General features: G+C 72.6%; 10 protein-coding genes. 8 read left to right on the top strand and 2 right to left on the bottom strand.

Going from position 1 to position 11,927, the window contains the following annotated elements; translation table 11 throughout:
* Positions 1-83: 83 nt before the first annotated feature.
* The 3 genes from P8A20_RS22615 (at position 84) to P8A20_RS22625 (ending at position 3,161) form a co-directional block, all read left to right on the top strand.
* Positions 84-1,304, top strand: coding sequence for a sensor histidine kinase (locus P8A20_RS22615; RefSeq protein WP_306104128.1), 1,221 nt, complete (start codon positions 84-86; stop codon positions 1,302-1,304).
* The gene (locus P8A20_RS22620) at positions 1,301-1,978 is read left to right on the top strand and encodes a response regulator transcription factor (RefSeq protein WP_306104129.1); all 678 of its coding nucleotides are present in this window, start codon (positions 1,301-1,303) and stop codon (positions 1,976-1,978) included. Before P8A20_RS22615 ends, P8A20_RS22620 begins: the two co-directional genes overlap by 4 nt.
* Positions 1,979-2,078: 100 nt before the next feature.
* Positions 2,079-3,161 carry a tyrosine-protein phosphatase gene (locus tag P8A20_RS22625; protein WP_147964390.1) on the top strand — a complete coding sequence of 361 codons (1,083 nt, stop codon included), beginning with the start codon at positions 2,079-2,081 and terminating at the stop codon, positions 3,159-3,161.
* A 23-nt stretch (positions 3,162-3,184) separates the two neighbouring features.
* Here P8A20_RS22625 and P8A20_RS22630 read toward each other — a convergent pair whose 3' ends face one another.
* On the bottom strand, positions 3,185-4,222 hold the full coding sequence (locus tag P8A20_RS22630) for a MarR family transcriptional regulator (protein WP_306104130.1): 1,038 nt from the start codon (positions 4,220-4,222) through the stop codon (positions 3,185-3,187).
* A gap of 536 nt (positions 4,223-4,758) precedes the next feature.
* Here P8A20_RS22630 and P8A20_RS22635 point away from each other — a divergent pair.
* Positions 4,759-5,505: an SAM-dependent methyltransferase gene (locus P8A20_RS22635; RefSeq protein WP_306104131.1), complete on the top strand. Its 747-nt coding sequence runs from the start codon at positions 4,759-4,761 to the stop codon at positions 5,503-5,505.
* An 81-nt stretch (positions 5,506-5,586) separates the two neighbouring features.
* Here the strand turns inward: P8A20_RS22635 and P8A20_RS22640 are convergent, their stop codons facing one another.
* Positions 5,587-7,800: a HelD family protein gene (locus tag P8A20_RS22640; RefSeq protein ID WP_306105185.1), complete on the bottom strand. Its 2,214-nt coding sequence runs from the start codon at positions 7,798-7,800 to the stop codon at positions 5,587-5,589.
* 464 nt (positions 7,801-8,264) lie between these two features.
* Between P8A20_RS22640 and P8A20_RS22645 the strand changes: the two genes are divergently transcribed.
* The 4 genes from P8A20_RS22645 (at position 8,265) to P8A20_RS22660 (ending at position 11,926) form a co-directional block, all read left to right on the top strand.
* Positions 8,265-9,191, top strand: coding sequence for an ABC transporter ATP-binding protein (locus P8A20_RS22645; RefSeq protein WP_147964049.1), 927 nt, complete (start codon positions 8,265-8,267; stop codon positions 9,189-9,191).
* The gene (locus tag P8A20_RS22650; protein ID WP_306104132.1) at positions 9,188-10,000 is read left to right on the top strand and encodes an ABC transporter permease; all 813 of its coding nucleotides are present in this window, start codon (positions 9,188-9,190) and stop codon (positions 9,998-10,000) included. The genes P8A20_RS22645 and P8A20_RS22650 overlap by 4 nt, the downstream gene beginning before the upstream one ends.
* A 106-nt stretch (positions 10,001-10,106) precedes the next feature.
* The gene (locus P8A20_RS22655; protein ID WP_306104133.1) at positions 10,107-11,324 is read left to right on the top strand and encodes a sensor histidine kinase; all 1,218 of its coding nucleotides are present in this window, start codon (positions 10,107-10,109) and stop codon (positions 11,322-11,324) included.
* The gene (locus P8A20_RS22660; protein WP_147961350.1) at positions 11,321-11,926 is read left to right on the top strand and encodes a response regulator transcription factor; all 606 of its coding nucleotides are present in this window, start codon (positions 11,321-11,323) and stop codon (positions 11,924-11,926) included. Before P8A20_RS22655 ends, P8A20_RS22660 begins: the two co-directional genes overlap by 4 nt.
* Position 11,927 lies beyond the last annotated feature (1 nt).

Consider the following 11,927-nt stretch of genomic DNA (forward strand, 5'->3'; position numbering starts at 1 on the left):
GGGCCGCGGAGCCGTCTTCGGCGGCTCCGCGGCCCGCGTCTGCCACGATGGCCGCACCTGGACATGACCCCGGAGAGCACACGATGAGCACCACCTGGCAGCGCCGGGCGACGAGCAGCCCCCGCACCACCGAGGCCGCGAAGATCGTGCTGGTGTTCGTGATCGCCGTGGGCGGAGGCCTCCTCAGCCACTGGACGATGCCGGGCCCGCGCTCCCTGTGGCCCGTGGTCGTCCTCTCCGCCGTCGGCTCCGCGGCGCTGATCCGGCGCCGTCGTCACCCTCTTCCGGTCCTCGCGCTGACCACCCTGTGCGCCGTCGCCGAGGGCAGCATGGGCTACCTCATGACGCCCCTCCTGTTCAGCCCGCTGCTGACCGCGCAGTACTCCACCAACCTGCGGGTCAACCGCGTGACCGCCTGGAGCACGGCGGTCGCGGCGGCGGCTGCCACGATCGTGTCTGTCGTCGGGCACAGCGAACTCCACAGCGGCTGGGTCATCGGCGTCGTCAACCCGGCGGCCTGGGTCCTGCTCTCCGCCGCGCTCGGAAGCTACGTACGCGTCCGTCGCGACTACGCCGCCGCACGCACCGAGCACGCCGCCCGCGAACGCGAGGAGGAGGCGCGCCACCGCGTCGTCCAGGAGCGCATGCGCATCGCGCGGGAACTCCACGACGTCGTCGCCCATCACCTCGCCCTGGCCAACGCGCAGGCGGGTACCGCCGCCCACCTGGCGCGGACCGACCCGGAGCAGGCGTACGCGATCCTGGACAAGCTCTCCGGGACCACGGCCGCGGCTCTGCGTGAACTCAAGTCCACCGTCGGTCTGTTGCGCCAGGACAGCGACGCCGACACCGACGACGGCCTGGCTCCGGCACCCGGCCTGGCGCAACTGCCCGACCTGGTGGCCGCCTGCGCGACGGCCGGCCTGGAGGTCTCCGTCGCCGTGGAGGGAGAGCCGGGGCCCCTGCCACCGGGCCTCGACCTGACGGCGTACCGGATCGTCCAGGAGGCCCTGACCAACGTCACCAAGCACGCCGCCACCCGCACCGCGCGGGTACGGCTCGGGTACACCCCCCGCCGCCTGACCGTCACGGTCACCAACGACACCGTTCGCTCCGCCCGCCCCGCGGACCGGCCCGGCCCCGGGCACGGCTTCGGGCTCCTCGGGATGCGCGAGCGCGCCCTCGCCGCGGGCGGCACCTTCCACGCCGGGCCGCTCCCCGACGGCGGATTCGACGTGACCTGCACCCTGCCCCTGGACGGCCCCCTCTTCCCGGCCGACCCCGACGGAAGCAATGCCCCATGACCATCCGCGTCCTGCTCGCCGACGACCAGGCCCTGCTGCGGGCCACCTTCCGCATCCTCATCGAGTCGGACCCCGGCATGACCGTGGTCGCCGAGGCCGCCGACGGCCGGGAGGCGGTCGACCTGACCCTCGAACACGGTCCGGACGTGGTCCTCATGGACATCCGCATGCCGGGCACCGACGGGCTGGCCGCCACCACCGACATCTGCTCCCGGCCGGAACTGGCGGCCACCCGCGTCCTGATCCTCACCACCTTCGAGAACGACCAGAACGTCGCCGAGGCCCTGCGCGCCGGTGCCAGCGGGTTCCTCGGCAAGGACGTCGGGGCGGACGTCCTGCTGACCGGCATCCGTACCGTGGCCGCGGGCGAGTCCCTGCTCTCCCCCACGGCGACCCGCGCGCTCATCACCCGCTTCCTCGCCACCCCCCAGGACTCCCCGCTCGCCCCGCCCGAGGGTCTCGCCGCCCTCACGGACCGCGAACGCGAGGTCATGGCCCTGGCGGCCCACGGCATGTCCAACACCGACATCGCCGACCGGCTCGTGGTCAGCCCGCTGACGGTCCGCAGCCACATCCAGCGCGCCATGAACAAGCTCCACGCCCGCGACCGCGCCCAGCTCGTCGTCGTCGCCTACCAGAGCGGGCTGGTCCAGCCCCGCCCCTACGGCGGCTGACGCACACGCCGAGGGCCGGGACCGCCGTGTTCGGCGGGCTTTCCGGTGGTGTTCACCCGCTGTTCCGACGGCACTCGTCGGGCTCTCCGACGATCACGCCATGACACACATGACCCGCGCAAGGGTCTCCTCCTGCGCCCTGGCCGCCGCGTTCCTCGTCGGGATCACCGCCCCCGCCGCCTCGGCACACCACGCCCACGCCGGTCAGGCGCAGGGGTCCCACACGCGCATCCCCTTCACCGAGGCCGAGGTCACCGCCTCGGACGACGGCTCGTACACGGTGGAGTGGAAGGCGCCCGGCATACGCCACGTCGCCGTCAGGGCGAACGGACGGACCGTCGCCTCCGGCGGGTCGACCGGCAAGGTCACGGTGCGAGGGCTGCCCGCCGCCGACCGCCAGTGGTTCGACCTGGTGCCCGAGCGCGGCGGCAGGCTGCACCTCGCCGACCGGCTCATCGCACTCGAAGGAGCCGTCAACTTCCGTGACGCGGGCGGCTACCGCACGGCCGACGGCCACTGGGTGAAGATGGGCGAGATCTACCGCTCGGACGCCCTGGACAAGCTCACCACCGCCGATCTGGCGAAGCTGCGGCGGCTGTCGGTCCGTACGGTCTACGACCTGCGCACGGAGTCCGAGCGCTCGGCCGCGCCCGACCGTGTCCCGGCCGGTGCCACGCACGTCGTCGCCGACGTGCTGGCGGGGTCGCCCACCTTCACCGCGATGCCGACGACCCCGGAGGAGGGCGTCGCGATGATGGTCGAGGGCGAGAAGTTCATGGTCAGCGGTGACACCGCGAAGACGGCCTACCGCACGGTCTTCGGCGGGATCACGGACGACTCCTCGCACGCCGTCGTCTTCCACTGCACGGCGGGCAAGGACCGCACCGGCTGGGCGAACGCGGCCCTCCTGACGGCGCTCGGCGTCCCGCGCGCGACCGTCATGGCGGACTACCTGGCCTCCAACGACTACCGCGCCGAGGCCAACGCGGCGGCCCTCGCCTCCATGCCGGCCGCGCAGGCGGCGGTGTACAAGCCGCTGCTGGACGTGCGCCCCGAATACCTCAACTCGGGCTTCGACGAGGTCAGGGAGCGGTTCGGTTCGTTCGGCGGCTACGAGAAGAAGGCGCTCGGCCTGGACGCCGGGGACGTCCGTGACCTGAAGCGGGACCTGCTGGTGGGCTGACACCCCGGTGAGGCCGACCCTGCTCAGGGCGACTTGAGCATGTCCCTGAGCCCGGCGGCGAACGCACGGACGTCCTCCTCGCTCGGGTGATCAGCTGCCGGGAGCGCGGTGTCCCGGCCCTGGCTGCGGCACGGGCGGCAGAGGCCGTCGGGCAGGGCCTCCGGGCGCCCCGGGGTGCCGCACTCGGTGCACTCCAGCATGACGAGACGGACGGGCGCACCGGGAGCGGGAGGCGTCGGTGCGGTGGGGGCGTGCGGCGGGATCTTGTCGGTGAGGCGGCGGCGGACCAGGCCGACGGGGGAGCCGACCCGGTCGGGGAGCCCGGCGGTCAGCGCCTGCGTGAGGTAGTCCGCGTCCACGCCGCGAGCGAGCCACTCGGCGGCCCTGGACTCCAGGGCGGCGCAGTCGGCGGCGGACAGGGCGAGGCGGGAGTCGACGCGCCCGAGCCGCGCCAGCGCGAGATAGGCGGGGGAGGGGGCCTCGGGGGCCGTGGCGCTTCCCGGGGCCCGCTGCTGCGGCACGGCGGGCGCGGCGGGCGTCGGGGGCGTGGCAGGCGCGGCGGGGGCGGCGGGCGGCACCGGCGGGGGTGCGGGCTCGGTGTGCATCGGCTTGCTGTGCACCAGCTCGGTGGCGGGTGCGATCGCGGGCGCCGCTGCCAGGGTGACGGTGACCTCGGTGGCGGCCCACCACTCGTTGTCGCGGGCCGTACGTGACCAGAACGTCCGTGACACCCAGCGCACCTGGCCCGACTCGCCGACCAGGCACCGCACACGGCGCAGATGCCCGGCGGTGGCCAGAGCCCTCAGAGCCGAGCCGACGGCCTGCTGGCCGTACAGCGGCAGCTGCTTGGCGAGGCTCTTGACGTCCATCGAGGCGCCGTCGGGCAGCTGGTCGACGAACCCGGCGACATACCGCTCGCGGGCCGGAAGTAGGGCGAAGTCATGGGCGCTGCGGGCGCGTTGGTCCGGCATGGAGCGCTTGCCGTAACCGGGCTTGGCCATCGGGTACGGGCGCGGGGATGCGGGGGCGCGCAGGGCGGAGTTACTGTGCGGGGTAGCCACGGGATCGCCTTCTTCGATCTTGCGGTGAGACCCCGGCCCGGTGTGCCAACACCGCGTCGGGGTCGCTTGGTTCCCGCACCGTAGGCAGTCGCCACGCTCCGCCGCAAGTTGGTCACAATTAGTCATACTTGCTGGCCGTGACGGGGTGGGGAGGGCGGGGAGGTTTTCCCAAAACCCTTCTTTTCCCCACCGGTTGAAGGCATCGCTCGAATCCCGGACCTCGGATCCCGACGCCCGGGTCCCGAAGCTCGGGTGCCGGGCGGAGGATCTGATTCCGGGCCCCGAACGAGTGACCCTGCCGGAGACGGAGCTCGGATCCCGGGACTTGAGCTCCGAGCGCCGGACATCTTCGGACCCCCGTCCGAAGAGCCGGAAAATCGGTGGAGACGTGAATCCGGAAGGCCTACGGTGACCGGGTTGTAGATCCATACGTTCGAACGAGGTGCTTTTGATGACGGTCCGAGCCACGGCGGTCGACTCCGGTCGGCTGTTCCCCGCAGACGCAATGACCTCATCGAACCGAAGGAACACCTCTCGTGGATCTTCCACGCATTTTCACCGTTCGCGAAAGTAGCCACCGCATCCACAACCCGTTCACCCCCGGCAAGCTCGCCGCGTTGGGTCAGGCGCTGCACCTGGCGCCCGGGACCCGCGTGCTCGATCTCGCCAGTGGATCGGGCGAGATGCTGTGCACCTGGGCCCGTGACCACGGCGTCACCGGGACCGGGGTGGACATCAGCACCGTGTTCACCGGGGAGGCCCGCGCCCGCGCCGCCGAACTCGGTGTCGCCGACCGGGTCACCTTCCTGCACGACGACGCCGTCGGCTACGTCTCGGACGAGCCGGTCGACCTCGCCGCGTGCATCGGCGCCACCTGGATCGGGGACGGCGCGGCCGGGACCGTCGAGCTGCTGGGCAGGAGTCTGCGCCCCGGCGGCCTGATGCTGATCGGCGAGCCGTACTGGCGCCGTGAGGTGCCGGACGAGGAGACCGCCCGGGCCTGCCACGCGGGCAGCAAGGCGGAATTCCTGCTTCTCCCGGAGCTGGTCGAGCGGTTCGGCGACCTCGGGTACGACGTCGTCGAGATGGTCCTGGCCGACCAGGACAGCTGGGACCGGTACCAGGCGGCCCAGTGGCTCAACCTCCGCCGCTGGCTCGACCGGAACCCCGACGACGAGCTGACCGCCGAGGTGCGGGCCGAGCTCACCACCGAACCCGCGCGCTACACGCGGTACCAGCGCGAGTACCTCGGCTGGGGTGTCTTCGCACTGATGGCCCGCTGACGGCCTGACCGGCGTGGGTCCGGGCGGCACACGCCGCCCGGACCCACGCTCTCTCCCGGCGCGCCTTCCCCCGGTGCGCCCTCAGCGCAGCGACTCGGGCAGGTCCTCCCGGTGCACGATGCCCAGGCGCTGCGTGGCCCGGGTCAGCGCCACGTACAGGTCGCTCGTACCGAAGCGTCCGGGCTCCACGACCAGGACGTGGTCGAATTCGAGCCCCTTGGCCTCGCGCGGGCCCAGCAGCACCACGGGACGGGTGAGGTCGGGTTCGGCGCCGGCCGTGATCCCGTCGAGCGGGGCCGCGATCTCCTCGTGCAGCTCACGCGGCGCGATCACCGCGAGACGCCCCTCCTCGGGCGTCAGCTCCTCCACCGCCCGTGCCACGGCGCCCGCGAGATCCGCACCGGAATCCCGCGTCCACGGCGTCTCGCCGGTGGAGCGCACCGACCCGGGCGGCTCGAAGGACGGGTCCTGGGCGCGGACGACCTTCGCCGCCAGGTCCATGATCTCGGCGGGCGTACGGTAGTTGACGCGCAGCCGCACATGCTCGAAGCGGTCACCGACGTACGGCTCCAGGATGCGGTCCCACGAGCCGATGCCGGCCTCCTCCGAGGTCTGCGCCGGGTCACCGACCAGGGTCAGCGAGCGGGTCGGTGACCTGCGCATCAGCAGCCGCCAGGCCATCGGCGACAGCTCCTGCGCCTCGTCGACGATGATGTGGCCGAACGCCCAGGTCCGGTCCGCCGCGGCCCGCTCGGCGGCGCTCCGGTGGTCGGCCTCCTCCTGCCGCTCCGCCATCCGCTCGGCGTCGATGATGTCGTGCGCGGCCAGGATCTCCGAGTCCTCCTCGTCCTCGAACTCGTAGGTCTCCGAACCCCGCGACAGGTCCAGCACACCCTGCGCGTAGGCGACCCGCTCCTGGCGCTCCGCCTCGGCTGCGGCCCGCTCGGCGCTGTCGTCGGCCCCGAGCAGCTCGGCAGCCTCGTCGAGGAGGGGGACGTCGGCCGGGGTCCACTCCCCGTCGCCGGGGGTGCGCCGGATGGCCTCGGCGTCCTCGTCGGGCACGTACACCGGCTCGGCCAGGTAGTCGGCGAGGAACCCCTCGGGGGTGAGCAGCGGCCACAGGTCCCCGACGGCGGCGTGCACCTCCTCGCTCGTGGCGACGCTCTTGCCGAGCTGGGCGACGTCGTCCGGGCCCAGGAAGTTGGGGCCGCCGTACGGGTCCGCGCCGATGCGTTCGGTCAGCTGCTTCGTGAGCGCGTCGATGACGTGGAACGTGAAGTACGGCCGGGCCAGGTTGTGCGGCAGCCGGGTCTCGCGGGCCGCCTGCCGTGCCTCGTAGGCGATCTCCCAGTCCAGGACGAGGTCACCGTCGTCGTGCGGGACGATCACCGGCGCGCCGGGCTCGGGCAGTGCCTGCCGGTCGCGCACGGCGAGGGCCAGCGCCTCCGCCATGTCCGCACCGCCCTTGACCGCCGCCGCGCGGGGGGTGTCGGTGCCACGGGCGTGGACGCCGGGGAAGAGTTCCGCCTGCGTGGCGAGCATGACGCCGGTCTCGCCGAGCGCGGGCAGCACCTCGCCGATGTAGCGGAGGAAGGCCGGGTTGGGGCCCACGACCAGGACCGCACGCTTGGCCAGGAGCTCCCTGTGCTCGTACAGCAGGAAGGCCGCACGGTGCAGGGCGACCGCCGTCTTGCCGGTGCCGGGCCCTCCCTCGACGACGAGGACACCTCGGTGCGGGGCGCGGATGATGCGGTCCTGCTCGGCCTGGATGGTCCGCACGATGTCGCCCATGCGGCCGGTGCGGGCGGAACTCAGCGCGGCGAGCAGCACGGCGTCGCCGCTCGGGTCCTCGAAGCCGGTGCGTTCGCGGTCCCCCAGGTCGAGGATCTCGTCGTGCAGCTCGGTCACCGTGCGGCCCTCGGTGGTGAGGTGTCTGCGCCGGCGCAGCCCCATGGGCGTGTGCCCGGTGGCGAGATAGAAGGGCCGGGCCACCGGGGCGCGCCAGTCGATGAGCAGGGGCGTGTGTTCGGTGTCGTCCTCACGAATACCGATCCGGCCGATGTGGTGCGCGGCGCCGTCGCGAAGATCGATACGGCCGAAGCACAGCGAGCCGTCCACCGCGTTCAGGGCGGCGAGCAGGCCGGAACGCTCGGCGACGAGCACGTCGCGTTCGAGCCGGGCCTGCAAGCCGTTCCCCACCGGGGTCAACGCGTCCTCGACGCGCTGAGCGGTGTCCCCGCGCAGCGTGTCGACACGGTCGTAGAGCCGGTCGATGAATTCCTGCTCCTTCTGCAATTCGACGTTTTCGCGAGTTGACAAAATCGCTCCCTGCCGGATATGGTGTTTCTAGTGGCCCCCTCTGAGGGGCCTTTTCTGTGGGTGCACAGAACGACCCAATATACGTGAGGAAATCCCCGGTCCGCAATTACGGACCGGGGATTTGCCGTATTCGGCGGCTCCCGCTGCGCACCCCCCTCCGGCAGCGGCCCGACCGGTCGGCGCCGCAGGGCGTTCGGCATGTCCGCGTGATGCTGCGGTCCCACGCCGGCACCGGGACCACCGGGACCACCGGAACCACTTGGACCACCGGCACCGCAGCTCCTCGTGACCGCCCGGCCGCCGTGCCGCCCGGCTCCCGCACCGGTGGGGTGCCGAGCAGGTGGGGTGCCATATGTCATGGACCCGCATTACAGGTGTCATACGCGTCTGATGACAGAGCGCACTGCCCCCGGCCCCGTTTCGCCGGGAGTGTGGAGTGCATGAACCCCGTCATCGAAACCGTCGGACTGAAACGGAGCTATCGCGACTTCGACGCCGTAAAGGGCATCGACTTCACGGTCGCTCGCGGTGAGCTGTTCGCCCTACTGGGCACCAACGGCGCCGGAAAGACCTCCACCCTCGAACTCCTCGAAGGCCAGGCCACTCCCACCGGCGGATCCGTCCGGGTGCTGGGCCACGACCCGTTCCGCGACCGGTCGGCGGTGCGGCACCGCATCGGCGTGATGCTTCAGGAGGGCGGCTTCCCGCCGGAGCTGACCGTCCTGGAGACCGTGCGGATGTGGGCGGGCTGCACCAGCGGTGCCCGGCCCGCCGACGAGGCCCTCGAAATGACCAACCTGTCCGACCGTCGGGCCGTGCGGGTCAAGCAGCTCTCCGGCGGCGAACGCCGGCGCCTCGACCTCTCGCTGGCCCTGCTCGGACGCCCCGAGGTGCTGTTCCTCGACGAGCCGACCACCGGCCTCGACGCCCAGTCCCGCCGCGACACCTGGGAACTCATCCGGGAGCTCAAGCTCCAGGGCACGACCGTGCTCCTCACCACGCACTACCTGGAGGAGGCCGAACAGCTCGCCGACCGGCTGGCGATCATGCACCAGGGGCTGATCGCCACCACCGGGCGCGTGGCCGACGTGGTGGCCGAACGGCCCGCCCGGATCAGCTTCCGGCTGCCCCAGGACCGCCTCCTCGGCGAGCTCCCCCCGCTCCCGGCCATGGGCGTGACCCGGCACGAGACCGTGGGCGGGACGGTCCGCCTGGAGACCAGGGACCTCCAGCGCACGGCCACCGAACTGCTCACCTGGGCCCACCACGCAGGCGTCACGCTGCACGGCCTCGACGCCCGGTCCGCATCACTGGAAGAAGCCTTCATGGAGATCGCCAAGGGCCTGGACCACGAGGAGACACGATGACGACGACCGCGCCCTCCCGCCCCCTGGACACCGCCCCGCCCGTGCGACGCGGTTCCGCGTCCCGCATGGCCGCCCTCGGCCGCGCCGAACTGACCCTGCTGCTGCGCAGCCGGGCGGCGCTGATCACCGCGCTGCTCGTACCGGCCATCACGACCTTCTCGATGCGAGGCGTGGTCAACGGCCTGGACCTGGACGGCACCGGCCTGTCGATCGCCACCGTCCTCCTGCCCGGATCACTCGGCCTGGCGCTGATCTTCTCCGTGTACACGAACCTTGTCGGCGTCTACGTCACCCGCCGCGAGAGCCTCGTGCTCAAGCGGCTGCGCACGGGTGAGGTGCGCGACTGGGAGATCTTCGCCGGCGGAGCACTCCCCGCCCTGCTGCTGGCGTACGTACAGTGCGCGCTGCTGGTCATCGGCCTGACGGTCGTCCTGGACGCACCCGCACCGACCGCCCCGCACCTGATGGTCCTCGGACTGCTCATCGGCGGCGCGATGCTCGTGGCCGCGGGCGCCCTGACCGCCGCGGTCACCCGGACGGCGGAGAGCGCTCAGCTGACGTTCCTGCCGTTCTGGCTGCTGAGCATGGCCGGCTCCGGGATGTTCGTACCGCGCGAGGTACTGCCCGGCGTGGTGGGCGACATCAGTGCCTGGCTGCCCTTCTCACCGGTGATGGACCTCCTGCGGGGCGGCTGGACGGGCGACCTCGGCGCCGCCGACCAGGGCCGCGCGCTGCTCCTCGCCCTGGCCTGGACGGGCCTCGCGGCGCTCGGTGTGCGGCGGTGGTTCCGCTGGGGACCGCGCGGCTGACCAGGTCGGAACCACCGGGGTCGGCGCGGCCGGCCCCGCACCCGGTGCGGTCCACCTGGTGCGAGCCACCTGGTGCGACGGCCGCCGGACGGGGAAGTCGGAGATCATGAGCGTGAGCGTGGAGGACTGGGTGGAACGGCTCGGCGGCCAGGACGGCCCCGAGCGGTACCGCCGGTACGCGGTGGGCAGCGTCGGATTTCTCGCCCTCACCGAGGTGGGTCTCTGGACGATCTGGATGTTCCAGTCGGACGGTGACGCCCCCGTACTGGCGACCGTGGCCGTGCTGGGCGCGGTGCACGCCGTCGTCCAGTTCATGCTGTGGCGGTCCGCCCTGAGCCACTACCTGACCGCCGGCCGACGGCCCACCCTGCTCGTGGTGGCGTACACGGCCCTGACCCTGGTCATGGCGGCCGTGGGGTGCGTACTGCTGTCGTCCGGACGCATCGGCGCCGGAGCGCTGACGTCCTACATGGTGTGGCTGCTGATGTTCTGGGCCGGACCGCCCGCCCTAGCCCTGTCGCTCCGCCGGGGAGCGGCCCTGGTGGCGGTCGTCGCGGTCGCGGCCCTGGCGGGGGCCGGCGTGGCGGGGCTGCCCGGCCCGTCCCTGGTACTCACCGTCAGCGCCAGCGTGTTCATGGTGCCGTTCATGGCCACCGCGTCCCGGGCGTCCGGCTGGAGCGTCCGGCTGATCGAGCAACTGGCCGCCGCACGCGAGACACAGTCCCGCCTGGCCGTCGCCGAGGAACGCCTGCGCTTCGGCCGCGACCTGCACGACGTGCTGGGCCGCAACCTCGCGGTCGTGGCGCTCAAGAGCGAACTCGCGGCACAACTGGCGCGGCGCGGCCTGCCCGAGGCGGAGGAGCACATGGTGGAGGTGCAGCGCATCGCGCGGGAGTCCCAGCGCGAGATCCGGTCGGTGGTACGCGGCTACCGTACCGCCGACCTCCACACCGAACTCGTCGGAGCGCGCTCCGTCCTGGAGGCCGCGGGCATCGACTGCCGCATCGAGTACGGCCCCGCGGGCCGACTGCCCCCCGACGTGCAGTCCGCCCTCGGCTGGGTGGTGCGCGAGGGCACGACGAACGTCCTGCGCCACGCGCAGGCCGCGACCCGCTGCACGATGGCGCTGCGCACCGCGGGCCCGACCACGGCCCTGCTGGTCATGGAGAACGACGGCGCGCCCGACACCCCCTCCGGCGGCGGCACGGGCCTGGCGGGGCTCCGGGAACGCCTGACCGGCCCGGGTGGCACGCTGACCACCGAACACCAACCCGGCGGCATCTTCCGCCTCACCGCACGCATCCCCTGGGAAGAAGACGCATGATCACGGTCCTGCTCGCGGACGACGAGCACCTCATCCGGGGCGCGCTCGCCTCGCTGCTCACCCTGGAGGACGACATCACCGTCGTCGCGCAGGCCGGAACCGGCGACGAGGCGCTGGCCATGGCCGTCGCGCACCGCCCCGACGTCGCCGTGCTCGACCTCCAGATGCCGGGCCTCGACGGCATCGGGGTCGCCACACGGCTGCGCGAATCCGTGCCCGGCTGCGCCTCGATGATCGTCACCAGCCACGCCCGGGCAGGAGCCCTGAAGCGCGCCCTGAGCGTGGGGGTGCGCGGCTTCGTGCCCAAGACAGTGTCCGCGCACGAACTGGCCCAGATCATCCGCACGGTGCACACCGGCGGCCGCTACGTCGACCAGGAACTCGCCGCCGACGCCATCGCCGCCGGCGAATCACCCCTGACACCCCGGGAGGCGGAACTCCTGTCGTACGCCGAGGACGGCGCCCCGGTCGCCGACATCGCCACCCGCGCATCGCTGTCCAGCGGGACGGTCCGCAACTACCTCTCCTCCGCCGCGATGAAGCTGGGCGCGGAGAACCGGCACGTGGCCGCGCGTATCGCGCGGGAGCGGGGGTGGCTCTGAC

Source organism: Streptomyces sp. Alt3 (assembly GCF_030719215.1).
In the GTDB taxonomy this organism is placed as follows: domain Bacteria; phylum Actinomycetota; class Actinomycetes; order Streptomycetales; family Streptomycetaceae; genus Streptomyces; species Streptomyces glycanivorans.

What these genes read in the sequence shown, in the direction of transcription:
- P8A20_RS22615 (WP_306104128.1), top strand. Translation starts at nt 84, where the DNA reads ATGAGCACCACCTGGCAGCGCCGGGCGACGAGCAGCCCCCGCACCACC.
- P8A20_RS22620 (WP_306104129.1), top strand. Translation starts at nt 1,301, where the DNA reads ATGACCATCCGCGTCCTGCTCGCCGACGACCAGGCCCTGCTGCGGGCC.
- P8A20_RS22625 (WP_147964390.1), top strand. Translation starts at nt 2,079, where the DNA reads ATGACACACATGACCCGCGCAAGGGTCTCCTCCTGCGCCCTGGCCGCC.
- P8A20_RS22645 (WP_147964049.1), top strand. Translation starts at nt 8,265, where the DNA reads ATGAACCCCGTCATCGAAACCGTCGGACTGAAACGGAGCTATCGCGAC.
- P8A20_RS22650 (WP_306104132.1), top strand. Translation starts at nt 9,188, where the DNA reads ATGACGACGACCGCGCCCTCCCGCCCCCTGGACACCGCCCCGCCCGTG.
- P8A20_RS22655 (WP_306104133.1), top strand. Translation starts at nt 10,107, where the DNA reads ATGAGCGTGAGCGTGGAGGACTGGGTGGAACGGCTCGGCGGCCAGGAC.
- P8A20_RS22660 (WP_147961350.1), top strand. Translation starts at nt 11,321, where the DNA reads ATGATCACGGTCCTGCTCGCGGACGACGAGCACCTCATCCGGGGCGCG.